Genomic DNA, 23,658 nt, shown 5'->3' with positions numbered 1-23,658 from the left:
ATATCAACTTTATATCAACTTTTGAAAACGCAAAGATGCGTATTTTAAACCTTAATGGCCAGATATGAAAATACGGCCGCCCAGACTGACAAGCACACAGCCATCCGCAGGCTGTTCAGCAGGAACTCCTGCCCAGCTGGGGATGGCTGGCAGGGCGCAGGCTGCGGCGACGGATAATATTCATGGCCTCCCTGATGCTCACATCCTCCCGTCCCTCCGGCTGTTCATATACGCAGACAGGATTTTCCATTCCCAGCTCACCGGCCGGCATATAAACGTATTCAGCAGTATTGGCATCGCCAAAAATTACACCGGCCCGCAGCTCTGATTCTGTCATGGTCGCCATAGAAAATTCTCCTTTGTCATTTTATTTTTCCCCGGCAGACTGCCGTCACTGCATGTATTTATGCCCTTACTGCCTACATGCATGCCATCTTCTGCCTTGTTCCCTACCGCCTGCGCTGCGGCCAGCATTTATTCAGATACTCCCGGATGTAATGCTCACGCCCGTTGTCAGAAGGATGATAATATACCTTGTTCTTGAGCTTGTCAGGCAGATATTGCTGTTCTGTAAAATTGCCGGGATAATCGTGAGGATAAGTATAATCAAGGCCATGTCCCAGCTTGGACGCTCCCTTGTAATGAGCGTCGCGCAGATGGGAGGGCACGGCCCCGCAATCCGCCCTGCGCACATCGGACAGCGCTTCATCGACAGCCATGTACGCGGCATTGCTCTTGGGCGCCGACGCCACATACGTGACAGCTTCCGCCAGGGGGATACGTCCCTCCGGCATTCCCACGAACTGCACAGCCTGCACGGCCGCCATGGCCACCACCAGCGCCATAGGGTCAGCATTGCCTACATCCTCCGCGGCACAAATCGCCACCCGGCGGGCAATAAAATTAGGATCCTCCCCACCGGCAATCATACGCGCCAGATAATGTACGGCCGCATCAGGATCACTGCCGCGCATGCTTTTTATGAATGCGGATACAGTATCGTAGTGATTATCGCCCTTTTTGTCGTAATGCTGTATCCGTTCACCAAAAAGATTCTCCAAAAGCTCTATATCTATAACAGTGCCTTCCCCTGTCATGGAAGCCGCCTGCTCCAGAAGATTCAGGGCCATGCGTCCATCTCCGCCCGACAGGCGAATCAGGGCGGTCATAGCCTCCTCGTCACAGGAAAGCTGACGACTGCCAAGCCCCCGCTCTGCATCCTGCAGAGCCTGTTCCAGCAGCCTGCGTATATCCGTATCAGACAGGGCAGACAGGCGCACGATGCGTACCCTGCTCAGAAGCGCGTGGTTTACCTCAAAAAAAGGATTTTCCGTGGTGGCGCCAATCAAAACCAGCCTGCCATCCTCAACATAGGGAAGCAATACATCCTGCTGGCTTTTATTAAAACGATGAATCTCGTCAATAAAGACAATAGTCCGCTTTTGATAAAATTTCCTCTGTTCAGCCGCCTCGTCTACAATGCGGCGGATATCGCCAATCCCGGCAGAAACCGCATTCAATCTTTTAAAATTACTGTTTGTGATACCGGCAATCATCATGGCAATGGTTGTCTTGCCAGTACCTGGCGGGCCAAAAAGTATCATGGATGGAAGCATGTCCTGCTCAATCATCCGCCTGAGATACCGTCCCTCGCCCATGGCCTCCTCCTGACCGATAAACTCGGCAAAATTACGCGGTCGCATCCGCTGGGCCAGCGGCTCATATTTGGCCTGATTGCGGCTTTCCTCCTGAGCGGCCGCCTCCGAAAATAAATCAAACCCCATCTCCATGCCTAAATCTCCCCTGTAGAGCCAAAACCGCCCTGACGCCCCGTGCCACGACCGGCTTCATCACCATCCACGGTAAGATAGCGATAAAAAATTCCCTGAGCAATCCTCATGCCCCGGGCAATTTCCACAGTATTCTCTCCATGATTAATAAGGGGCACCATAATGTGCCCCTCATTATCAGGGTTATTGTAGTAATCGGCATCAATCACGCCCTGGCCATTTATGCAGCTTACCCGGTTTTTTATCGAAAAACCGGAGCGGACGTGCAGTCCCAGATACTCGTCAGGCTGCATATAAGCTTTTATCCCGGTAGGGACAAGGGTTACCTGCCCGGGCGGCAGTGCCACGGCCTCCGCGGCACGTATATCATAGCCGGCGCTGGCGCCTGTCTTCCTTCGCGGCAATTCCACACCGCTTTCTGCATAGGCAGACACCACCTCAAAGCCTCTCTGACGCCTGCCGGCGTCTTCTTCCTTCGCACCCGGCCTGCTTTTCATGGCATTTTTATCCTTTACGCTGTCCATTATACATGCTCGGCACTTTCAGCCTTTTTCTCAAAGTTATCTACAGGACGGCTCATGGTAATAGTGGAAATAGCATGCTTGTATACCAGCTGCTGCTTGCCCAGAGAATCCATGATGACGGTAAAATTATCAAATCCCTTCACAAAGCCTTTAATCTGAAAACCATTTACCAGATGAATAATAACACTGATATTTTCCTTGCGAACCTGATTTAAAATACTATCCTGTAAATTAATTGCTTTTGTCATAATTTCCCTCTCCTAGCTACCTAAAACTCGAATCTTCAAATCTTTTCATCACCTAACAAAGCCCCGTCAAATCCGCGCCGGGGCATCATCAATCCCGGCCATTCAGCCAGCGCCGTACATCCCACAGCACATTGTCAGCCAGCCTGTTCATATCCGGATAAAGCTCAGGCTGATACCAATGTATATATGGCATGCGCCGATACCAGGTCAGCTGCCGCTTGGCAAAATGGCGGCTGTTCTTTTGAATATCAGCCACTGCCTGCTGCAGTGCAGACTGCACCAGACCAGATGTATCACTGACAGCCTGTGCAGATGCCTCCACAGCCAGAACGGGCAACAGCTCCTTGTAGCCAATCCCCTTCATCGCCTGTGAATCAGGTGGCACTCCCGCCGCCAGCAGCTGCCTGATTTCCTGCTGCAGTCCCTGGGACATCATCAAATCAACTCGTTGATTTATTCTATCATACAATTTACAGCGCTGCCATGTCAAGCCAGCCACATAGGAATCATAAACCAATTGTCTGGATTTTTTCTGGGAAATCTTCTCACCACCGATGTGATATACTTCCAATGCCCTTATTATGCGGCGAAAATCATTTACATGCAGTCTGGCCGCCGCCTCCGGATTTACCCTGGCCAGCATGCCATGCACATATTCCCTGCCCTTTTCCTCAGCCAGCTTTTCCAGCTGGCGGCGATATTCCGGCGCTTCACTCTGCCGGTTCAGCTCATAGCCCTCCAGCAGCGACTGAATATACAGCCCGGTGCCGCCTGCCAGAATGGGGATTTTTCCCTGCTGATTCAGCTCGGTAATGAGCATCTTGACCTGCGACAAAAAATCCATCAGGTTAAAACCGGCATCCGGCGGCAGAATATCAATCATGTGATGGCGTATTCCCGCCATTTCCTCAGATGTAGGCTTGGCAGTGCCAATATTGAATCCCCTGTAGACAAGCATGGAATCACCGGAGATAATTTCCGTGCCCAGGGCCTGGGCCAGCCTGATAGAAAGCGCCGTTTTGCCGGAAGCGGTAGGCCCCAGCAGCACCAGCAGTTTTTCCCTTGGCTGTACCCTGTCCCTTACCATATCCGGCCCACTCATAGCTTATCTATATCCAGCGCATCGCCAGGAGCCAATATATGTACCATAGCAGATGAATCCGCTTCTGCCAGCTCCTTAAATTTCTCCGGATCGGCCTCAATCACCGGCCACGTATTATAATGCACCGGTATTACGTGCTTCGCCCGCAGCAGCTTAACAGCATATGCGGCATCCTCAATGCCCATTGTATAGTTATCGCCAATCGGCAATATGGCACAATCCAGCTGAAATCTCCGGCCAATCAGCTCCATATCGCTGAAAAGAGCTGTGTCGCCGGCAAAATAAACGTTCCTGCCGGCTATATTCACCACGAAACCGCAGGACAGCAGCCCCGGTACGCCGCTGCTATGGATGGCACGTGTCATGTACACGCTGCCAAAATCAAAGCTGGCACTGCCGCCGATATTCATGCCATGGCCATTTTCCGCCCGGCAGGCTTCCAGAATTTCTGGCGTGCCGATTACCATAGCCCCTGTGCGCTCCGCAATGGCAGGTGCGTCCCCAAGATGGTCGGCATGACCGTGGGAAACCAGAATATAGTTACAGGTCACTACATCCGCCGTAGTCGTAGCTGCAGGATTGCCTGTAAAGAAGGGGTCAAACAACAGCTTGTGCCTGCCATCATTCAGGGCAAAGGCCGAGTGTCCATAATAGGTTAGCAGCAGCATAAAAACACATCCTTTCAAACAAAATCAATCAACCAATCTCGTAAAATCAGCTGACCACATTAACAGGTTTTCCTGCCATATACGCCTTTACATTCTCAACGCACACATCCATCAGGCGCTGACGCGCCTCCGTAGCCGACCAGGCCATATGCGGCGTCAGAATACAGTTTTTTGCCCCCAGCAGGGGATTGTCAGGCAGGATTGGCTCCGCACTGACCACATCCAGTCCTGCCGCCCTTACCTTGCCGCTGTCCAGAGCCGCACGCAACGCCTGCTCATCGATCAGCTGGCCACGGCTGGTATTAATCAGGATTACGCCATCCTTCATTTTGGCAATGGTATCAGCATTAATCATCTTTTCCGTCTCAGCAGTCAGCGGACAGTGCAGGGAAATAATATCGGCACGCTGATACACTTCCTCCAGCGAAAGATATTTGCCATATTCAAAGTCCTGCCCCGCCTTTCGAGGATGCCCGGCGATAACATTCGCGCCAAAAGCCTGTACCATACGGGCAAAGGCCATGCCAATCCTGCCGGCACCGATAATGCCCACGGTCTTGCCCGCCAGCTCGATGTTGGAAAAATCCCAGAAGCAGTTATATTTGCACTGGCTCCAGCGCCCGTTGGCCACCTGGGCGGCATGATGCCCTACGCCATTGCAGATTTCCAGAAGCAGTGCCATGGCAAACTGGGCCACCGTATCAGTACCGTAGGTCGGCACGTTGGATACCGTTACCCCATGCTTCTTTGCCGCCTGCAAGTCAATATTGTTGTACCCGGTTGCTGTTTCACAGATAAATTTCAAATCAGGACAGGCAGCAAAAATTTCCTCCGTTATAGGCACCTTGTTGACAAGAATCACCTCGGCATCACCAATCCGTTGTATTATCTCCTGCGGATTAGCATAATCCGTGCTGTCATAATAGGTGTATTCCCCCAGCGCTTCAACAGGTGCAAAGGAAACATCACCATGCCCCATCATATAACCATCCAAAACCACAATTTTCATGTGACAACCCCCAGCCGCTATGCTCTACTGCGCAACACCGCGCCTTTTTTATCAAATATCCGGCCCTATGATGCTTCCCGCATATTTACGCTTCAGCTTCTTCCCGGATAACCACCTTGTCCTCCTCATCTATCTCGGCCACAAGAACGCTGACAGATTCCTTGGATGAGGTAGGTACATTCTTGCCTACATAGTCAGCACGAATAGGCAGCTCACGATGCCCTCTGTCCACCAAAACAGCCAGCTGGATGGCATGGGGACGCCCCATGTCCATCACCGCATCCAGCGCGGCGCGGATGGTGCGCCCCGTATAGAGAACATCATCCACCAGCACGATTGTCTTGCGGTCAATATCCACCGGCATGGTGGTCGGGCGCACTATTGGCTGGTATGAAAGGGTGGACAAATCATCGCGATAAAGCGTTATGTCCAGTATTCCTACCGGCGGACGCTGACCCTCAATTTTTTCCATGGCATCAGCAATCCGCTCGGAAAGAGGTACGCCGCGGGAACGGATACCAACCAGCACGATATCATCAATCCCCTTATTCTTCTCAACAATCTCATGGGCAATGCGCACCAACGCACGATTTATGCCCTGGGTGTCCATCAGGACTGTCTTATCTACAAAACTCGGCATACCTATCTCTCCTTATCTGCGCCTAATCTTCTCCAACAAATCCTTCATATCCTGAGGCAGGGGGGCCTCAAAACGCATCCTTTCCCCTGTAGCGGGATGGGTAAGCTCCAGGCTGACGGAATGAAGCGCCTGTCCTTTAATGGAAAACTTCCCCCTTACCCTGCCATGCCTGTCTGTGCCATACTTCGGGTCACCTACGACGGGATGGCCGATATAGCTCATGTGTACACGAATCTGATGGGTGCGTCCCGTCTCCAGCCTGCACTCCGTCAGAGTATACTCGCCAAACCTCTCCAGCACCCTGAAATGAGTTACGGCAGGCTTGCCGTTTTCCCTGACGATGGCCATCTTTTTTCTGTCGGATACATCGCGTCCGATATCGCCGCGGATGATACCTGATTCTTCCTTGATATTGCCCCAGACCACCGCCTGATACACACGAAAGGCAGTCTTCTCCTGAATCTGCTTCGCCAGGCTGAGATGCGCCTGATCATTTTTTGCGGCTACCATCACGCCGGAGGTATCCTTGTCCAGCCTGTGCACTATGCCGGGGCGTATCTCCCCGTTGATGCCTGACAAATCCCCGCAGTGATGCATCAGGGCATTGACCAGCGTACCTGAAAACACACCGGCGGCAGGATGTACCACCATCCCCCTGGCCTTGTTAATAACAATGATATCCCTGTCCTCGTACAGAATGTCCAGCGGAATATCCTCCGGCAAAAGCTCCGTATTCTCCGGCTCCGGTACGGAAAGCTCAACCTGCTCCCCTTCCTTCAGCTTGTAGTTGCCCCTGCGCACCGCCTGATTGACAACGGCATTACCGGCGGCAATCAGCTTCTGTATATGCGAACGGGAAAATTCCGGCTGCATTCTGGTCAAGAAAACATCCAGCCGCTCTCCCGTCCTGTCAGCTGCAAATTTCATCCTCATTCCGCCTTTGCCAAATATCATAGATTAAAAGACCTGCACCTGCACAGATTGCAATATCGGCAATGTTGAACACAGGCCATATCCTGAAATCCAGAAAATCCACCACCAGCCCGCTCTGAATCCTGTCCAGCAGGTTGCCGGCCGCTCCGCCCAGCAGCAGCCCTGCCCCCAGACGGATAAAAAGCGTTTCCCGCTGTATCTGCTTATAAAACGAGCATGTCATAAGCACCACAAAGCAAGCCGCAAAAATAAAAATCCACCGCTGATGCTCCAGCATACCGAAAGCCGCTCCCGGATTTAGTACGTATGTAATATGAAAAATTCCTTTAATCACCGGTAAGGACTGACCGAGGTGCATCGTAGACACCACCAGATGCTTTACCAGCTGATCAACAATAAAAACTAAAATTCCTATACCTAAAGGCACCTGCCCTAGCCTCCAAAACATTAATCAAATTATCCCTTGCTGCCTGATGCGGCAGAATCGGCAGCACCTATCTGGGCTGCAATAGCCACGCTGGCCGCACTGGCCTGCGCCGTACTGTCATTGGCGGAGCTGCCTGCCCCGTTGTCATCCTTGCCGGCAGTATCATCGTCGCAGTCAGGCTTAAACACCTTGTCAGCCAGATTGTTCTCATGGTCATCATTCTGCACCCTGTCAGGCATGATATCATAGGCTTCCTCCAGAAGCCCCAGCTCCGTCTGCATCAGGTTGCGCATCTTGGCTACAAACTGCCGCCTTTCGCGGACGATGCGCTCATACTCAGCTACAGCCGCGCGCACCTGCTGGGCCGCCGCCTCAATCCTGCGCTTGCATTCGCGCTCCGTATCCTGCTTCAGCTTGTCTGCGTACAGCTCCGCCTCACGCTTCAGGTTTTCCCCTGCCTGCTTGGCAGCCTGACGCACTTCCTCGCCACGGATGTTGGCAGTATTTACCACCTCATCTGCAGTGCGCTGGGCTACCAGCAACGTATCCTGCAGATTTTTTTCCAGCTGATGATACTGCTCCAGCTGTTTATTGCACAGCTCCATTTCCTTCTTCATCTGGTGATTGTCACGATAAAGCATCTCATAATCATTGACAACCTGATCAAGAAAATCGTCTACCTCTTCCTGATTGAACCCGCGAAAGCTGCGGGAAAATTCCTTGTTATGAATATCTACCGGTGTCAGCATAACACTGCCTCCCTATAAACAATATAATTTATGCAGATGATATCACGAATACAACAATGTAATCAGTAATATCTCTTTAACAGTACACCTATGCGTCCTTTTTTTGTCTGGCCGCGTACCTCGGCCACCTCCAGCCGTCCGCGCCCCCGCAGGGAAAGCACATCACCCTCCCTGACACTCTGGGAGGCGCTTTTCACGGGCTGCCAGTTCAGCTTCAGCTTGTCTGCCGCAATATCGGAAGCGGCCTTGCTTCTGGATACTCCGTAGCCTGCTGCCGCAATGGAATCCACCCGCAACGATGCTACCGTGGCCCGCAGCTCCTTATACTTTTCCTCCCTTGCAGGAATGAGGGACAGCTCCGAAAGCTGGCAGGATACGCCGCTGTGGCCAATCTGCGTGAGGTTCTCCACGAGATAGGCGGCCATCTTCTCATCCGTAACAATACCTGCCTCGGCCGTGCCCATGATGATATCACCCATGCGGCTCCGCTCAAAGCCCAGGCTCATTACTGCCCCCAGCACATCACGGTGCCCTATATGCTCAAACTGCCCGTTCCAGCTGACCTTTACATAGGCCAGCTCAAAAGACGGCGAGCCGCCAAAATCCCTGTCAATCAGGAGGGCACGCTGACGCTCCGCCCCCGTGTAGCCACCGGAAAAATCCAGCCGCAGGCCGGGATAATTGGCGGCCACGGTTTCGGCAATCTCCTGCCCGTAGGGATCCAGAAAGTCACTGAGGCGGAACTTCTGGCTTCTCTGCGCCTGCTCGGCCATATCGGTCAGCCTGACAGCGGTCTCTTCACCCTCAGTCCCTCTGTAATATCTGATAATCTTTTCTCTTTGTTCTGAACCTGCCATAAACCAATCTTTCTCTATACATCCTACACATCATCGGCCCTGCATCATTTTCTGCCCAGCTGGGCGGAGCGCTCTGTTGCGGCCAGTACCGCATCAATCAATGCCCCGCGCACCCCCTGCTGTTCCATAACCCGGACTCCTGCAATAGTCGTCCCGGCAGGGCTTGTCACCTGGTCGCGAAGCACATCAGGATGCTTGCCTGATTCCAGAACCATCTTAGCCGCCCCATAAAGGGTCTGCGCCGCCAGCAGGGTTGCGACAGACCTCGGCAATCCCGCTGCAACACCGCCGTCCGACAGGGCATCAATCATCAGAAATCCATAGGCCGGGCCACTGCCGGACAAACCTGTTACAGCATCCAGCATGGACTCCTTTACCTCTACAGCCTTTCCACAGGCCGCCAGAATAGCACGAACATCCTCCGCATCGTCGGCACAGGTATTGCCGCTGAGGGCATATGCCGACATTCCCTCGCCTACTGACAGCGGCGTATTCGGCATGACACGGATAATCTTCTGTGCAGGAAAAAATTCCCTTATGCTGTCAATGGTAAGCCCGGCCACTATGGATACCAGTACGGCATCCTCCTTCAGCTTTCCCTGTATTTCGGTCATGGCCCCGCCTGCCGCCTGCGGCTTGATTGCCAGTACCACAATATCCACGCCGCCAATAAATTCCTCTGCTCCTACAGCGGCATGCACGCCGTAGGTATCCTGCAAAAAGCGGCACCTCTGCTCCTTGTGATCTGAAACAAAGATATCCTCAGCCTTTGCGGCCTGCCTGCTGACGGCGCCGGACAAAATAGCCTCTGCCATTGCCCCGCCGCCAATAAATCCAATTTTCTTACTCATCATTTATTCTCCCACGGCATATCGGTAAAACCCTGATTTGTCTGCTTGCTCACAGATACATTGACATTTTTTGGCGAAAACAGCCACACCCTGGTACTGATGGAGTTTACGTTGCCATCCAGTGCATAGGTAGTGCCGCTGACAAAATCAAGGATACGGCGATAAAGCTGGTCATCAACGCCTTCAAAATTGATGACCACCGGACGCTTTTCCTTCAGGCAGTTGGCAATCTGCTGGGAATCATCCAGTGAACGTGGCTGAATCACCACTACCTTCATATTGCCGCCTGCATTGTGGGCAGAAGAACTATGGACACCGTGCAGGGAGCCGCCGCTGTTTTCGCGAATCGAGGCTCCTGAGCCGGAAATATTCACCACATTGCTGCCCCTGGGCGCACCTGCTTCGCCATACTCGGCCTTTGCCTGCCTGCCGGTGGCAGGCGGTACTTCCTCCGTCTCATCCTGCTTCTTGGGAACGGCCTTTATTTCCTCCAGATTTTCCTCCGGCTCATCTGCCTCCGGCCGCGACATGCCGAGCTTTTCAAAAATTTTATCAATACCCATGGGTTTTTCCTCCCTGTTTCAAAATCTGATCAATACTGACGCGGGCCAAAAATGCCAGTACCGACACGTACCACATTTGCCCCCTCTTCTACGGCAATAATGTAATCATGGGTCATACCCATCGACAAATATTTAATATTCGCCGTCTGCCAGCTGATTTCCTTCACCCTGTCAAAAATTTTTCTCATTTTTGCAAACAGGGGACGACACTCTTCCACATCCTCATAATTGGGTGCAATACACATCAGTCCCATAAGCTGGAGATTCTTCATCTCATCCACCTTGTGCAGAAGCTCCATCATCTCATCCTCGTATATGCCGGACTTGGAGCTTTCCTGTGCCAGGTTCACCTGCACCAGCACCTTCTGAACCTTGCCGATAGCGGCGGCGGCCTTATCAACAGCCTCTGCCAGATGCAGCGTATCAATGGAATGAATCAGGTCAAAAATCTTCACAGCCTGCTTGGCCTTGTTGGTCTGCAGATGCCCGATAAGATGCCATGTCACATCCCTGTCAAGCGTCTCAAACTTTTCCTTTGCTTCCTGTATCCTGTTTTCGCCAATGTCGGTAACACCTGCATCAATCGCTTCCCGCATGGCATATATGTCATGATTTTTGGTAACTGCCACCAGCAGGACATCACCGTCAAAAGCCGCACTGCGCTTTGCCTTGCCTGCCTCAATATTGTTTCTGACCTCCTGCAGTTTTTCCTCAATCATCAAATCACCCCTTAAATGTACTACTGCAACCTACCCTTATTTTACACCAATAACCGCCGCTATGCGACCTGTTTTGCCATTATCTGCCCGATAAGAAAAAAATTGACTGCTGTTGCAGGCTGTGCATACATGGGCATCAGCAATATTTTCCGGCTTCAGCCCCGCCTTTTCCAGCTGTCTTATATTGCACAGCTGCAAATCAAGGTGAATATCACCTGAATCGTTCTCCGCAAGGATTTCAGCCGCAAAATCAGGAAAGGCCTCCTTGAAGCGTTCAGCCACACCTTCTCCCACCTGATAACAGCAGCGCCCTATGGAGGGGCCGATGGCCGCCAGCATATCGGCAGGCTGACAGCCAAATTCCCTCTGCATAGCTTCCACCGTCCTGGCGGCGATGGACTGCACCGTTCCCTTCCAGCCGCCGTGCGCCAGTCCTACAGCTTTTTTGACAGGATCAGCCAGAAGAATCGGCGTGCAATCAGCAAAGAAAAGCATCAGGGGCACCCCGCGCTCATTGGTAATCAGGGCATCCGTAGCGGCAATCGCCTTGTTGTAATCGGCAAAGCCTGCACCGATATCCTCTGCACCGACCCGCATTATATCAGCACCATGAACCTGCTGGCAGGTAACCGTGCTTTCAGCAGTTACCCCCAGCGCCTTGCAGAAAAGCCGCCTGTTGGCCAGCACATGTTCAGCTCTGTCCTCCACATGGAGCCCCAGATTCAGGCTGTCATAACAGCCGCCGCTGACACCGCCATGCCGGGTGGAAATACCATGCACGAACAAATCCCCGGGAAATATATCAAATCTGCCAACCCACAGGTTGGGCAGCACTGTACTAAACAAACCAAATCCCATTTGCACAACTCCTATCTGCACACGCCGCAGCGTCGGCATCCGTCAAAGCATTGTACGGTATGCGACGGCTCATCCCTGACGGCCTCCTGCCATTCCCTGATGAGGTATTCCTTGGTGAAGCCCATATCAAGCACATCCCAGGGCAGTACATCCTCCGCGTTCCTCGGCACGGACACGAAATCCTCCAGACTTTTTCCCCGTGCCTTCAATACGGCTTTTACCGCCCTGCTTCCGCCTGATTTATGCGCTTCCCACAGGATTTCGCCGGCCTCGCGGCCGCCCCTTGCCAAAAAGCCCTGCACATAGGCATCACGCGGCGATTCAGCAATAACCTCAATATTATGGCGCTTTCTGAGGGCATTGGTAATGCGTTTCAGCGCGGCCTGAATGTATTTCAGGGGCGCCATCGGCTCCCACTGGAATGGCGTAAACGGCTTGGGAATAAAAGGATTGATGCTGAGCGTCAGACGCCCCGTGGCGCCCTGCTCTTCCATAAAATCCTTCAGGCGGCATGCCATATCCACAATAGCCTGAATATCCTCTTCCCTTTCCCCGGGCAGTCCGATCATAATATACAGGCGGAAATTCCTGATGCCCGCCCTGATGCCCATGTCCATGGCCTTCAGCAGATGCTCCTCCTCAATGCCCTTGTTCACCACGGCACGCATGCGGCGGCTTCCTGCCTCCGGCGCCATGGTCAGGGTTTTCAGTCCGCTGGCCGCCAGTGAATCCACCAGCTCCTGTGTGACGGAATCGGCCCGGAAGGAAGCCACTGACATGCTGAGCCCATCACCCAGAATCTCCCGGCACAGCCTGTCAATCTCAGGATAATCTGAAATCGCCGCTCCCATCAGCCCGACCCTGCGTCCTGATGCCTTTGCCCCTTCCAGCATCTTTTCAATAGCCTTCAATGAGCGATTGCGCGGCTTTCTGAAACAATATCCCGCCATGCAGAACCTGCAGTGCCGTCCGCAGCCTCTGGCAATTTCCACCAGATGCAGGTTGAACTCCGTATCCTCTGTGTATATGACAGTTTCCCCGGGAAAAGCATCCAGATTCCTCTGCCACTGCCTGACGACCTGACGCTCACCATTTTTCAGCCGGTGTACGGAGGGTACATATACCCCTGGAACGCGGGACAGGGCTTCCAACAGGGATTTTCTATCAGCCCCTGCCATTTTTTTCTCGTGATAAACATCCATAAGGGCCGGCAGGACAGCCTCGCCCTCACCGATGACAAAGGCGTCAAAGAAAAGGCTCAAAGGCTCAGGATTGAAGGTGGCACAGGGACCTCCGCCAATCACCAGCGCATCCCTTTCCCCCCGGTCCGCCGCCAGCGGCACTATTTTGCCCAGCTCCAGCATCCGCAAAATATGAAAATAATCCATCTCAAAGGAAATGACGAAGCCAATGATATCAAATCTGTTCAGTCCCGTCTGACTTTCCAGCGTCATCAGCGGCTGCCTCGCCTTTTCATATTCCTGCTGCTGCCTTTTTTCCGGCAGGAAAACGCGCTCGCAGGCTGTATCACGCCTTTCATTCAAAAGACGGTACACAATATGCAGGCCGAGATTTGACATGCCGACAAAATAGGAATTCGGATACGCCAGGGCAAAACGGTGCCTGCCGCCTGCCGGATGGCTGTAATATCCTGTTTCCCGCGACAGCTGGTCCTTCAGCTGTTCCTTTAACTTCCACACGATTCAGAACTCCCCACTATCATCAAACCGCAGCTATTGTTCCGACAAAATATCCAGTTCCTTCTTGAAGCTCTGAATATCCGTAAAACGGCGGTACACGGACGCAAAACGTATATAGGCAACCTGATCAAAGTTTTTCAGCATGGCAAGGGCTTCTTCGCCAATAGCCTTGGAGGGAACCTCCTGCTCATAGTGGCGGCGCAGATTCTGCTCAATGTCGTGAGCCAGCGCCATGACGCTTTCCAGTGATTTGTCGCGCTTATCACAGGAGCGTATCAGGCCGTTCAACAGCTTGTTCCTGTCAAAAACCTGACGGGTGCCATCATGCTTGACCACCATGAGAGGAAGCTGTTCCACGGTTTCAAAGGTTGTAAAACGCCGTCCACAATTCTGGCAGCCCCTGCGACGCCTTATGGTATGCCCTCCATCTACAGCTCTTGAATCAATAACACGACAATCCGGAGTAAAACAATATGGACAACGCATCTACTTCACCAACTTTTTCCTGTTTCTATTATTTTTGCTGCCACGGCAGCTATTATCTGTTCCCGTATTTTTAGCTTTATGCTGCAGGCGGGCCTTTTGCCTGCCCGGTCCGCCCCCCTGCTTTTCCAGCCCGGTATCCTTCCTGTCCGGCCCGGCATTTTTCTTCATCGGACGTATCAGGCATTTTGGCCCGTAGCCGATTAAATCGCGGCGGCCGGCCTTTTCCAGCGCCTTATGCACCAGTTCATAATTCTTCGGCAGCCAGAACTGCATCAGGGCACGCTGCATAGCCTTTTCCTCCGGAGCCTTGGCAGAGTACACCTGCCGGCCTGTCAGGGGATTAAGCCCCGTGTACCACATGCAGGTTGACAGGGTGCCCGGTGTCGGGATAAAATCCTGCACCTGCTCCGGATGATAGCCCATTTCCCTGATAAATTCCGCCAGTTCGATGGCATCCTCCAGATGGCTGCCGGGATGGCTGGACATAAAATACGGCACAAGATACTGTTTTTTGCCCAGCTGCCTGTTCATCCGCTCAAATCTTTCTACAAAACGGCGATACACCTGACTACCGGACTTTCCCATCAGGCGGGTTACCCTGTCAGAAATATGCTCCGGGGCAATTTTCAGCTGCCCGCTGATATGATGCTCGCAAAGCTCACGCAAAAAATCATCCTTGGCCAGCATGAGATAATCAAAGCGGATGCCGGAGCGGATAAACACCTTCTTCACCCCCGGCAGGCGGCGCAGCTTCCGCAGGAGCCCGAGATAGCCGCTATGGTCGGCAACCAGGTTTTTGCACACCTCCGGCGACAGGCACTGCCTGCCGTGGCAGGTGCCGCGCTTCAGCTGTATGTCACAGGCGGTACGATGAAAATTGGCCGTGGGGCCGCCCACATCGTGAATATACCCCTTAAAGTCAGGCTGTTTTACCATTATTTCCGCTTCCCGCAGAATGGATGCGTCACTTCGGGCCTGAATAATCCTTCCCTGATGGGAGATGATGGCACAGAAGCTGCAGCCGCCAAAACAGCCGCGCTGAGCCGTAATGCTGAACTTTACCTCCCTGATGGCAGGCACGCCACCCTCCTTATCATACATCGGGTGCCATGTGCGCATATAGGGCAAATCGTAAATCTCGTCCATTTCCTCCGTAGAAAGAGGCATGGCAGGAGGGTTCTGCACTATGCACCATCTGCCGTTCTGCTGGGCCAGCTTTTTTCCGCGAAAAGCATCCTGCTCCAGATATTCCGTCCGAAAGGCCTCCGCAAAGGCTTCCTTGCTTTTCCTGACCTCTGCAAGTGACGGCAGTGCTTCATAGTCCCATATATAGTCAAAATTGGGCACCCGAAAACAGGTCCCCTGCACATCCTGAATATTCTGAATTTCTACGCCCTGATGAAGCTGGGCGGCAATCTCTATCAGCTGGCGTTCCCCCATGCCGTAAACCAGCAAATCTGCGTCGCAATCTGCCAAAATGGACGGACGCACCTCATCTGACCAATAATCATAGTGGGCAAAACGCCTGAGACTGGCCTCAATGCCGCCGATGATAATCGGTACTTCACTGCCCCAGCACTCGCGCAGTTTCCGGGTATACACACTGACAGCCCTTTCCGGCCTGCGTCCCGGCTTTCCCCCCGGAGAATAGGAATCATCGTGCCGCAGGCGTTTTGCGGCGGTATAGTGGCTGAGCTGGGAATCAAGGTTGCCGCTGGACACAAGAAAACCCAGCCTGGGCTTGCCCAGGCTGGCGAAATCACTCATACCGTGCCAATCAGGCTGGGGAATGATGCCCACCCTGTAGCCATGCCTTTCCAGCAGGCGACACAAAATAGCCGGCCCGAAGCTGGGATGATCCACATAGGCATCCCCGGACACAAAGATAAAGTCCAGCTCTTCCCAGCCACGCTCCTCCATATCTTTCCTTGTTACAGGCAGAAAACTCATACAAACTCCTTGCTACGGGCTGATATCATCCCTGCGGCGCAGCTGGCTGTCCTGATTCAGCCGCCGATACTGCAGGAGCGGCCGAATCGGCCTGCTGTTCCTGCTGTGCCCCGGCTTCCACCGGAGCCTCGGCCTGTACCGGTTCCCTGTAGCTCTCCTGAGAGCCCTGTTCCTCCGCATAGACAGCCGATTCACCGCCTGCAGTCTGACGAGGCGCAGAAGCATCGGCATTGCCGCTACTGTTGCTGCCGGCATCGGCCTTGCCTTCGTCCGCTTTGACAAATTCACGGTCGGCAATCTGGCCGAGTTCTCCCAGCGTACCTACATCCTGACCGTTAAATGTTATCTGTATGCCACCGGCATTGCCAGCCCGTATCTCCACGCGCTCCTTGCCCTTCCATGACATATCCTTGCCCTTTTCGACAGTGCCCTCAAAGGCGGCCTGACCGTCAACCTTTACGGAAATCCAGCAGTTCTCCAGCATTTTTGCAGTAATCTCCACACCATCGTACTTCACCGGAGCCACAGCTTCCCGTTTCATGGTTTCCTCCTGCTTTACAGCAGGCTTGCTAACGGCAGCAGGGTCAGTTCCTTCATCCATAAAGGCAACATACACACCGCCGAGAAAAACCGCCATTACGCCCAGCAAAATCAAAAACTTCTTTGAGCCGCTCTTTTCCTCACGTTCCAGGCTGTGACGGTACTCATCACCTGCCGCAAAAAGGTTGGTTCCCGACTTTGTGCCGGTATAGCCGGCACTGCTCCCGGCGTTCACCGGGGTATCCTTCCCCTTTTTTTCCCTTCTGCCAAAAAACGTCTTTTTACTTCCCTTTCCATCACTCTCTGCAGGCATATCTGCAGGCTGGACAACCTTCACAATATTGCGCTCCGCGTCATACTGCTCCAGCAGGGAATCACCATCTATCTGCAAAAATCTGGAATAATTCCTGATAAATCCTTTGGCATAAACATCACCGGGAAGTTCATCATAACTGCCTTTTTCAATAGCTTTCAGATACACATCTCGAATACTGGTCTCACTCGCTACGTCAGCAATGCTCAGGCCCTGCTTTTCACGCTCGCGGCGAAGAATCTCTCCAACCATAATTCGACCTCCTAATTTTAAGCACGTACTCACACACCATGCTATTATAATTAACTAACTACTATATTATAACATGTAAATTTCTCAATACAATAGCCCTGCACAGGTCTATTTTCCTGGTTTTTGACTTAATTCAGCCAGAGTTATGGAATCAAGCACCTCATTGATTTTTGTACCGATTCTGGCCCAGACACCGCGGCGGCTGCACACGTCAGCCTTCTGGCAGACAAATGGCTCATCACCATCCATCAGCATACAATCCGCAAAGGCTATAGGGCCTTCCATAGCCACTATTATTTCGCCAATTGTGATTTCCTCCGGCCTCTTGGCCAGCATATAGCCGCCCTGCGCCCCCCGTATACTTTTGACAAAGCCGGCCTTGCGCAGGGTCCCCATCAGCTGTTCCAGATAGTTTTCAGAAATTTCCTGCCGTTCAGCAATAGATTTCAGGGCAACAGGCCCCGTCCCGTATTCATTTGCCAGATCATGCAGGGCCAATACGCCATATCTTCCTCTTTGAGATAGCTTCATATATCACACCTCTTTTAGAACTGAATCAATCTAAACTCCTTTATCAGCTGAATCAGAATAGCTGCTGTCCTGTCCACTCCGTAGCGGCTGGATTTTACGGTTATATCGTAGTTCTCGCTGTTTCCCCACTCCATGGCGGAAAACTGCTGGCAGTGGTTTTTTCTATCATTGGCAAAAGCCCTGATTTTCTCCCTGGCCTCCTCCACAGGAATGGCCTCCTTGCGCATAACGCGCCCGACGCGCTCATTTTCATCAGCAGTGATAAAGATGTGCAGGGAGTTTTTGTGATTCTGCAGGATATAGTTGGCCAGACGCCCGACTATAACGCAGGAATCCTTGGCCGCAATCTCCTGAATCACCTGTGCCTCCAGCCGGAATATCTGCTCAGGCAGTGGCACCTCGTTTTCAGGAAATGAGCCTGCATACCAGTCAAAAAGCGTATACAGGGCCGTGCTGGTAATTTTTTCCTCATGCTTGTGCAGATATTCAGCGGCAAAATCGCTGCGTTCCGCGGCCATCTTGATAATCTCCGTATCATAGTAAGGCAAATCCAGCTCATGGGCAATGCGTTTGGCAATCGTCCGCCCGCCGCTGCCATACTCATGGGATACGGTCAGCACAAAATGCCGTTCAGACACCTCCGGCACCGACTGGCGTTCCCGCTCCTTCTGAATCAGGTTTTCCGGCAGCAGCAGATAGGTAAGTGATTTCAGGTAAGTAGTGAACAGGCGGATTTCCGTACCGCACAAAAATGCTGTCACCAGCGTGCCCTCACGAACAGCTTTCAGCTCTCCCACAAAGACAAGGCACAAAACAGCCGCCACCACGGTCATGCACAGGTCGGAAACAACACGGACACTTGTATAGCGTTTTCCCAGCTTTTCAGCCACTATCTGCAAAAAAGAATCCATCGGCAGCAGCGTCACCCTGGCAATGATGTCAAAGTAGGTACCAAAGGCCATAATGCTGCAGCCGGCCAGAAGCATCAGCACCTTGGCATAATAGCTTTCCAGCGTCAGAGGCGCCATGCATTCCAGCGACAGGTCAATAAAATAACCGAACACCACCGTCATGCCGCTTTGCAGGATGAGCATTCGTTTATCCAGGCCTTTTTTGAGCACCGGCTGCATAAATATCATAACCAGATTCATGATAGCTGTCCAGCCGCCTACCGTTATAGAAGGAATAATCAAGGCAAATGTATAAGGCAGTGAGGAAATAGGCGATACGCCCAAAGATGATTTAATCAAGCATGCCACACCAAAGCCCATAAAAACCAAGCCCAGTGCAAAGACCAAAAAACGCCTGGCCAATTCTGACGGCGATTGTTTAATCTCTTTCATCAAAGTCACCTCAAAAACACGAGGCCCGCACTATAGCATAACCTATGCAGCTATTTGCGGGCCTCGAACATATTCATTATACCGTGTAATCGTAAAAAGTTCTGCCCAGGCTCCGATGAGCCGCAATCAAAGCAAAAACCCTTTCCGGCAGCTTAGAGCAAAACCTTGTGGGATACATTTACACGACCCTTCTGGTCAATCTCGGTAACCTTGACCTCCAGCTCGTCACCCACCTGTACATAATCCTCAACCTTCTCCACACGCTTCTTATCCAGCTGGGAAATATGGCAAAGACCCTCACGGCCCGGAAGCAGTTCCACAAAAGCACCAAAAGCCATCAGGCGGGTAACCTTGCCCTTGTAAACCTGTCCTACCTCAACCTCGCGAACAATTTCCTCGATAGCAGCTACAGCGGCGGCGGATGCCTCTACGCTGGTAGCGGAAATGCGTACTGTGCCATCATCATCGATATCAATCTGTACGCCGCAGTCGTCAATAATCTTCTTGATAACCTTGCCGCCCGGCCCGATAACCTCGCGAATCTTATCAGGCTTAATCTGCATGGTAGTAACACGCGGCGCATACTTGCTCAGTTCCTTGTTCGGCTCGCTGATGCACTCCAGCATCTTGCCGAGAATAAATGCACGGCCGCGCTTTGCCTGCTCCAGAGCTGAAGCAAGAATCTCGCGGGAAATGCCCTTAATCTTGATGTCCATCTGAATGGCAGTAACACCCTCGGTAGTACCGGCCACCTTGAAGTCCATATCGCCAAGAGCATCTTCCATGCCCTGAATATCAGTCAGAATGGTATAATCATCCCCATCCTTGACAAGTCCCATTGCCACACCGGACACAGGGCGCTTGATTGGCACGCCTGCATGCATCAGGGAAAGAGTGCTGCCGCAGACGGAACCCATGGAGCTGGAGCCGTTGGACTCAAGCACCTCGGAAACCATGCGGATGGTGTACGGGAATTCCTCAGTGGAAGGAATAACCGGTACCAGCGCACGCTCAGCCAGTGCACCATGACCGATTTCACGGCGTCCCGGCCCACGGACAGGACGAGCCTCGCCCACGGAATAGCCAGGGAAATTATACTGATGGATGTAATGCTTGCTGGTTTCCACGCCCAGTCCGTCCAGCACCTGCTCATCTCCCAGGGAGCCGAGCGTGGTAATAGTCAGTATCTGGGTCTGGCCGCGGGTGAAGAGCCCGGAGCCGTGAGTTCTAGGCAGCAGGCCTACCTCGCAGCTGATAGGGCGAACTTCCTCAACCTCGCGCCCGTCAGGACGAATCTTCTCCTTGGTAATCATGCGGCGGACGATTTCCTTGACAATCTTGTGCAGCATATAAGGAATCTCCTTGACTGCATCAGGATAAATCTCCAGAAAATGCTCCAAAGCCTCTGCCTTTACAGCGGCAATATGCTCATCACGGGCCAGCTTGTCAGGATTCCTTACCGCCTCATCCAGCTTGGCGGTAGCATACTCGCGAATTGCCTGCTCCATTTCCTCCGGCACAGCGAACAGCTTTACCTCACGCTTTTCCTTGCCCACGGCCTTCTGCATTTCATCCTGGAAGGCAACGATTCTCTTGATTTCCTCATGGCCGAAGAGAATCGCCTCAAGGATAACCTCCTCCGGCAGCTCATTAGCACCGGCCTCAACCATCATTACCGCATCACGGGAACCGGCAATGGTCAGGTTCAGGTCAGAAGCCTCGCGCTGCTCAACGGTAGGATTGATTACAAATTCACCATCCACGCGTCCCACGCGTACACCGGCTATAGGCCCCAGGAAAGGAATATCGGAAATAGTCAAAGCACAGGAAGCACCAATCATGGCCGCAATCTCCGGTGCGTTATCATGCTCTACGGAAAGAACAGTAGCTACAATCTGCACATCGTTTCTATAGCCCTCCGGAAACAGAGGACGAATCGGACGGTCAATCAGGCGGCTGCACAGAATAGCAGACTCACCAGGACGTCCCTCTCTCTTTATAAAACCGCCCGGAATCTTGCCGACAGCGTACATCTTCTCCTCATAATCAACGGTCAGCGGGAAGAAATCAACACCCTCACGCGGCTCCTCAGAAGCGGTAGCAGTAACTAAAACAACGGTTTCGCCGTAGCGAACCAAAGCGGCGCCATTGGCCTGTTTTGCCATCTTGCCGGTCTCAACTGTAAATGTCCTGCCGCCAAGCTGCATTTCAAAACTTTCCATCAAGTTTTTCCTCCTAAATTCTCAATCATTTATTGCATACTCTGTGATTATAGCATACCGCTTTGCAATTTACAAGTTCCTGTGCCTTGATATTACTGCTCCCTGCCATGGGTGATGGAGATATTTTCCCTCATTTCCCCGCTTCACCTGACTATTTTGCTGCCTGCGTAAAAAACTCCTTCTGCTGCAAGTAACGGATGCAATATGTATAGGCTTCCTGCAAAGCGCTTGACGGCGTATATTTTTCCCCGGCGCGCCGCATGACCTTTTCCCGGCGGAGGACACCACTGCGGTCAGCAAGCAGGGCCTCCACCTCCACCGTAGCTTCCCAGTAAACGTCCGCGCCCCAGTCCCAGCTGCTTCTGCGCCAGGACGAGAGAAGAATGTCATTCACCCGGAGAAAAAGCACCTGCTCCTTGTCCATAGCTGTTATCAGGGCCGGAAGCTCCTGTTCACTGATGCCCTGCCTGTCTTTCTTATCCCGGCCGGCGGAGACTTTTTCCTCGGCATCACTACCGGCAATATCTCTCTGCCCACAGGCCTTTTCATAGGCATCCGCAAAATTCTGCTGCATCGAAGCGCCGTATTCTGTCGGATAGCGATACTGGGAATAGCACCTGATAAAATAACGGTTCAATATATCCAGATATTCCGGCTGCAGGTAGCGCGGATTGCCCAAAAGCACAATGCCGACCCTCTGACGTACTATCCCGTCCGGGCTGACGTTTTCTGCCGTAGGGGCAGTGTCCCCTGCATCTACGGCAATATCCCCTGCATTTACAGTTATTGCCGCATGTTTTTCAGCTGCTTCCGCATCCGAAGGCAGTACAACCAGCCAGCCCACCGCCAACAGCAGGGCACAGGCCACCCATCGGCCACTCCACAGCCATTTTTTCACATGCCTCATCATGTATATCACCTCACAACATATCACTGAAAAATTGACAAAGGCTCCCCGGCGGCCATCGTATAGAAAACCACGCAGGGAGCCTGTACTATTGACATTTTTATTTTACCGTATCATCATAGTCAGCGCATCATACACGCCGCACTGCCTCAACCCAGCAGCTTGATGAAATCCTGCAGGATGGCAATATTGCCCGGCCATGCAGGAGAGGTAACCAGATTGCCGTCCACTACGGACTTATCTGCATCCACGTTGACAAACTCGCCGCCGGCAATGGTGACATCAGGCCCCACAGCAGGGTAAGCAGTCAGCTTCCTGCCCTTGACAACATCGGCGGCAGTAAGCACCTGTATACCATGGCAGATAGCGGCTACAGGCTTGTTATTCTCCATGAAATACTTCGTCAGCTCTATAATTTTTGCATCAAGGCGAATATACTCAGGAGCACGCCCGCCGGTAATGTACAGGCCATCGTAGTCCTCGCCCTTGACATCATCAAGAGCGGCATTCAGCTGAAACAGATGCCCCGGCTTTTCACAATAAGTCTGATCGCCCACAAAATCATGAATCGCAGTCTTTATCTTATCTCCTGCCTTCATGCCCGGACAAACCACATCCACATGAATCCCCACCATTTCCAGTGCCTGATACGGAACCATAACCTCATAGTCCTCTGCAAAATCACCGGCAAACATCAAAACCTTCTTCATTGCGAAAAACCTCCCTTTTACCACTGATATTCTCACATATGCCTGCACATACATTAATCAGCCGAAGTTATCGGCCTCACCCCATATATGCACAGCATGCAACCGCAGCGAAAAGTCTTCATGCAAAAACAATATTAACCGCGTTGCAAACCTGAAATAATTATATCACATTCAGAATTATTTGCAATCGAAATTACGCATTTACTTATTTATATGTCACAATATCCTCAAGGGCGCGCTTAGGTACGTAATAATTTCTTTCTGCATCCAGATAATAATCAAGGCTGTCCTTCAGCTCCACAACCGTACTCTTGTGGGAAGGGTATCCCAGGGCCAGGACAAGCCTCACCTTGTAGCCTTCCGGAACCTCCAAAAGCTCCTGAATTTTTGGTGCATTGATGGATGCCATGATGCAGCTGCCCACCTTGTGCTCCCATGCCGTAGCCGCCAGGGTATTGACCGCGATTCCCACATCTATATCGCTTAACGGCACGGCCTTTTCCGATTTGGCAATTACCACAAAAGCTGTCGGCTGTTCTCCCTCTACCGGCGTCCCCAGCTCCTTCGGCAGTGCCGCGGCCCATTTTACCAGTGGCTGCATTGCCTTTACCATCTCCACCGACTTTACTACTGTATAAATCAGCGGCTGGTCGTTTTTCGCACAGCTGGCAATCCTGACATTCTCCATCATCTCTCCCAGCACTTCATCCGGCACCGGCTCCTGCAAAAATCTTCTATACGTACGCATTCCCTGATAATCCATAAT

The 23,658-nt window shown here is 52.3% G+C and carries 26 protein-coding genes; all 26 read right to left on the bottom strand.

Going from position 1 to position 23,658, the window contains the following annotated elements; translation table 11 throughout:
• Positions 1-115: 115 nt before the first annotated feature.
• Positions 116-346, bottom strand: coding sequence for a hypothetical protein (locus ACI3UA_RS01595; protein ID WP_439723085.1), 231 nt, complete (start codon positions 344-346; stop codon positions 116-118).
• 103 nt (positions 347-449) lie between these two features.
• Entirely contained in the window at positions 450-1,790 is a 1,341-nt protein-coding gene (locus tag ACI3UA_RS01590) for a replication-associated recombination protein A (RefSeq protein WP_439723084.1), read from the bottom strand.
• A 2-nt stretch (positions 1,791-1,792) separates the two neighbouring features.
• Positions 1,793-2,287, bottom strand: coding sequence for a dUTP diphosphatase (gene dut, locus ACI3UA_RS01585; protein ID WP_439723083.1), 495 nt, complete (start codon positions 2,285-2,287; stop codon positions 1,793-1,795).
• Positions 2,288-2,313: 26 nt separating this feature from the next.
• The gene (gene hfq / locus ACI3UA_RS01580) at positions 2,314-2,565 is read right to left on the bottom strand and encodes an RNA chaperone Hfq (RefSeq protein ID WP_439723088.1); all 252 of its coding nucleotides are present in this window, start codon (positions 2,563-2,565) and stop codon (positions 2,314-2,316) included.
• 85 nt (positions 2,566-2,650) lie between these two features.
• Positions 2,651-3,664, bottom strand: coding sequence for a tRNA (adenosine(37)-N6)-dimethylallyltransferase MiaA (gene miaA, locus ACI3UA_RS01575; RefSeq protein ID WP_439723082.1), 1,014 nt, complete (start codon positions 3,662-3,664; stop codon positions 2,651-2,653).
• Positions 3,661-4,332, bottom strand: coding sequence for a metal-dependent hydrolase (locus ACI3UA_RS01570; protein ID WP_439723081.1), 672 nt, complete (start codon positions 4,330-4,332; stop codon positions 3,661-3,663). The genes miaA and ACI3UA_RS01570 overlap by 4 nt, the downstream gene beginning before the upstream one ends.
• 46 nt (positions 4,333-4,378) lie before the next feature.
• Positions 4,379-5,341 carry a D-2-hydroxyacid dehydrogenase gene (locus tag ACI3UA_RS01565; protein WP_439723080.1) on the bottom strand — a complete coding sequence of 321 codons (963 nt, stop codon included), beginning with the start codon at positions 5,339-5,341 and terminating at the stop codon, positions 4,379-4,381.
• An 85-nt stretch (positions 5,342-5,426) separates the two neighbouring features.
• Positions 5,427-5,981, bottom strand: coding sequence for a bifunctional pyr operon transcriptional regulator/uracil phosphoribosyltransferase PyrR (pyrR, locus tag ACI3UA_RS01560; protein WP_439723079.1), 555 nt, complete (start codon positions 5,979-5,981; stop codon positions 5,427-5,429).
• Positions 5,982-5,993: 12 nt separating this feature from the next.
• Positions 5,994-6,914, bottom strand: a complete 921-nt coding sequence (locus tag ACI3UA_RS01555) for an RluA family pseudouridine synthase (RefSeq protein ID WP_439723078.1) — start codon at positions 6,912-6,914, stop codon at positions 5,994-5,996.
• Positions 6,892-7,341: a signal peptidase II gene (gene lspA, locus ACI3UA_RS01550; protein WP_439723077.1), complete on the bottom strand. Its 450-nt coding sequence runs from the start codon at positions 7,339-7,341 to the stop codon at positions 6,892-6,894. The genes ACI3UA_RS01555 and lspA overlap by 23 nt, the downstream gene beginning before the upstream one ends.
• 29 nt (positions 7,342-7,370) lie before the next feature.
• Entirely contained in the window at positions 7,371-8,090 is a 720-nt protein-coding gene (locus ACI3UA_RS01545) for a DivIVA domain-containing protein (protein ID WP_439723076.1), read from the bottom strand.
• A gap of 62 nt (positions 8,091-8,152) precedes the next feature.
• A complete protein-coding gene (locus ACI3UA_RS01540) occupies positions 8,153-8,947 on the bottom strand; it encodes an RNA-binding protein (RefSeq protein ID WP_439723075.1) in 795 nt (264 codons plus the stop codon).
• Positions 8,948-8,991: 44 nt separating this feature from the next.
• Positions 8,992-9,798 (bottom strand): pyrroline-5-carboxylate reductase, encoded by an 807-nt coding sequence (gene proC, locus ACI3UA_RS01535; RefSeq protein WP_439723074.1) that lies wholly within the window; start codon positions 9,796-9,798, stop codon positions 8,992-8,994.
• Positions 9,798-10,361: a cell division protein SepF gene (locus tag ACI3UA_RS01530; RefSeq protein WP_439723073.1), complete on the bottom strand. Its 564-nt coding sequence runs from the start codon at positions 10,359-10,361 to the stop codon at positions 9,798-9,800. The genes proC and ACI3UA_RS01530 overlap by 1 nt, the downstream gene beginning before the upstream one ends.
• 29 nt (positions 10,362-10,390) lie before the next feature.
• Complete coding sequence (locus ACI3UA_RS01525; protein WP_439723072.1) at positions 10,391-11,080, bottom strand: YggS family pyridoxal phosphate-dependent enzyme; 690 nt, start codon at positions 11,078-11,080, stop codon at positions 10,391-10,393.
• A gap of 36 nt (positions 11,081-11,116) precedes the next feature.
• A complete protein-coding gene (pgeF, locus tag ACI3UA_RS01520; protein ID WP_439723071.1) occupies positions 11,117-11,938 on the bottom strand; it encodes a peptidoglycan editing factor PgeF in 822 nt (273 codons plus the stop codon).
• An 11-nt stretch (positions 11,939-11,949) separates the two neighbouring features.
• Entirely contained in the window at positions 11,950-13,641 is a 1,692-nt protein-coding gene (locus tag ACI3UA_RS01515) for a radical SAM protein (protein ID WP_439723087.1), read from the bottom strand.
• Between the two features lie 30 nt (positions 13,642-13,671).
• On the bottom strand, positions 13,672-14,124 hold the full coding sequence (gene nrdR, locus ACI3UA_RS01510) for a transcriptional regulator NrdR (RefSeq protein WP_439723070.1): 453 nt from the start codon (positions 14,122-14,124) through the stop codon (positions 13,672-13,674).
• Complete coding sequence (locus tag ACI3UA_RS01505) at positions 14,125-16,074, bottom strand: YgiQ family radical SAM protein (RefSeq protein ID WP_439723069.1); 1,950 nt, start codon at positions 16,072-16,074, stop codon at positions 14,125-14,127. It abuts the gene before it with no gap.
• A gap of 25 nt (positions 16,075-16,099) precedes the next feature.
• Positions 16,100-17,179, bottom strand: coding sequence for a RodZ domain-containing protein (locus ACI3UA_RS01500; RefSeq protein ID WP_439723068.1), 1,080 nt, complete (start codon positions 17,177-17,179; stop codon positions 16,100-16,102).
• Positions 17,180-17,287: 108 nt separating this feature from the next.
• Complete coding sequence (locus ACI3UA_RS01495; protein WP_439723067.1) at positions 17,288-17,710, bottom strand: RrF2 family transcriptional regulator; 423 nt, start codon at positions 17,708-17,710, stop codon at positions 17,288-17,290.
• Positions 17,711-17,724: 14 nt separating this feature from the next.
• A complete protein-coding gene (locus ACI3UA_RS01490) occupies positions 17,725-19,053 on the bottom strand; it encodes a DUF6198 family protein (RefSeq protein WP_439723066.1) in 1,329 nt (442 codons plus the stop codon).
• A gap of 152 nt (positions 19,054-19,205) precedes the next feature.
• Positions 19,206-21,275, bottom strand: a complete 2,070-nt coding sequence (locus tag ACI3UA_RS01485; protein WP_439723065.1) for a polyribonucleotide nucleotidyltransferase — start codon at positions 21,273-21,275, stop codon at positions 19,206-19,208.
• A 151-nt stretch (positions 21,276-21,426) separates the two neighbouring features.
• Positions 21,427-22,185: a hypothetical protein gene (locus ACI3UA_RS01480; RefSeq protein WP_439723064.1), complete on the bottom strand. Its 759-nt coding sequence runs from the start codon at positions 22,183-22,185 to the stop codon at positions 21,427-21,429.
• Between the two features lie 146 nt (positions 22,186-22,331).
• Complete coding sequence (locus tag ACI3UA_RS01475; RefSeq protein ID WP_439723063.1) at positions 22,332-22,892, bottom strand: DJ-1/PfpI family protein; 561 nt, start codon at positions 22,890-22,892, stop codon at positions 22,332-22,334.
• 205 nt (positions 22,893-23,097) lie between these two features.
• Positions 23,098-23,658 (bottom strand): nitroreductase family protein (locus tag ACI3UA_RS01470; protein WP_439723062.1); only part of this gene is annotated, 561 nt, incomplete at its 5' end.

Source organism: Anaerovibrio sp., assembly GCF_051866355.1.
Lineage (GTDB): Bacteria > Bacillota > Negativicutes > Selenomonadales > Selenomonadaceae > Anaerovibrio.
The sequence above is the reverse complement of the archived record's forward strand: the minus strand, read 5'-3'. Positions and strand labels throughout refer to the sequence as shown.

What these genes read in the sequence shown, in the direction of transcription:
- ACI3UA_RS01595 (WP_439723085.1), bottom strand. Translation starts at nt 346, where the DNA reads ATGGCGACCATGACAGAATCAGAGCTGCGGGCCGGTGTAATTTTTGGC.
- ACI3UA_RS01590 (WP_439723084.1), bottom strand. Translation starts at nt 1,790, where the DNA reads ATGGAGATGGGGTTTGATTTATTTTCGGAGGCGGCCGCTCAGGAGGAA.
- dut (WP_439723083.1), bottom strand. Translation starts at nt 2,287, where the DNA reads ATGAAAAGCAGGCCGGGTGCGAAGGAAGAAGACGCCGGCAGGCGTCAG.
- miaA (WP_439723082.1), bottom strand. Translation starts at nt 3,664, where the DNA reads ATGAGTGGGCCGGATATGGTAAGGGACAGGGTACAGCCAAGGGAAAAA.
- ACI3UA_RS01570 (WP_439723081.1), bottom strand. Translation starts at nt 4,332, where the DNA reads ATGCTGCTGCTAACCTATTATGGACACTCGGCCTTTGCCCTGAATGAT.
- ACI3UA_RS01565 (WP_439723080.1), bottom strand. Translation starts at nt 5,341, where the DNA reads ATGAAAATTGTGGTTTTGGATGGTTATATGATGGGGCATGGTGATGTT.
- pyrR (WP_439723079.1), bottom strand. Translation starts at nt 5,981, where the DNA reads ATGCCGAGTTTTGTAGATAAGACAGTCCTGATGGACACCCAGGGCATA.
- ACI3UA_RS01555 (WP_439723078.1), bottom strand. Translation starts at nt 6,914, where the DNA reads ATGAGGATGAAATTTGCAGCTGACAGGACGGGAGAGCGGCTGGATGTT.
- ACI3UA_RS01545 (WP_439723076.1), bottom strand. Translation starts at nt 8,090, where the DNA reads ATGCTGACACCGGTAGATATTCATAACAAGGAATTTTCCCGCAGCTTT.
- ACI3UA_RS01540 (WP_439723075.1), bottom strand. Translation starts at nt 8,947, where the DNA reads ATGGCAGGTTCAGAACAAAGAGAAAAGATTATCAGATATTACAGAGGG.
- proC (WP_439723074.1), bottom strand. Translation starts at nt 9,798, where the DNA reads ATGAGTAAGAAAATTGGATTTATTGGCGGCGGGGCAATGGCAGAGGCT.
- ACI3UA_RS01530 (WP_439723073.1), bottom strand. Translation starts at nt 10,361, where the DNA reads ATGGGTATTGATAAAATTTTTGAAAAGCTCGGCATGTCGCGGCCGGAG.
- ACI3UA_RS01525 (WP_439723072.1), bottom strand. Translation starts at nt 11,080, where the DNA reads ATGATTGAGGAAAAACTGCAGGAGGTCAGAAACAATATTGAGGCAGGC.
- pgeF (WP_439723071.1), bottom strand. Translation starts at nt 11,938, where the DNA reads ATGGGATTTGGTTTGTTTAGTACAGTGCTGCCCAACCTGTGGGTTGGC.
- nrdR (WP_439723070.1), bottom strand. Translation starts at nt 14,124, where the DNA reads ATGCGTTGTCCATATTGTTTTACTCCGGATTGTCGTGTTATTGATTCA.
- ACI3UA_RS01505 (WP_439723069.1), bottom strand. Translation starts at nt 16,074, where the DNA reads ATGAGTTTTCTGCCTGTAACAAGGAAAGATATGGAGGAGCGTGGCTGG.
- ACI3UA_RS01500 (WP_439723068.1), bottom strand. Translation starts at nt 17,179, where the DNA reads ATGGTTGGAGAGATTCTTCGCCGCGAGCGTGAAAAGCAGGGCCTGAGC.
- ACI3UA_RS01495 (WP_439723067.1), bottom strand. Translation starts at nt 17,710, where the DNA reads ATGAAGCTATCTCAAAGAGGAAGATATGGCGTATTGGCCCTGCATGAT.
- ACI3UA_RS01490 (WP_439723066.1), bottom strand. Translation starts at nt 19,053, where the DNA reads ATGAAAGAGATTAAACAATCGCCGTCAGAATTGGCCAGGCGTTTTTTG.
- ACI3UA_RS01485 (WP_439723065.1), bottom strand. Translation starts at nt 21,275, where the DNA reads ATGGAAAGTTTTGAAATGCAGCTTGGCGGCAGGACATTTACAGTTGAG.
- ACI3UA_RS01480 (WP_439723064.1), bottom strand. Translation starts at nt 22,185, where the DNA reads ATGATGAGGCATGTGAAAAAATGGCTGTGGAGTGGCCGATGGGTGGCC.
- ACI3UA_RS01475 (WP_439723063.1), bottom strand. Translation starts at nt 22,892, where the DNA reads ATGAAGAAGGTTTTGATGTTTGCCGGTGATTTTGCAGAGGACTATGAG.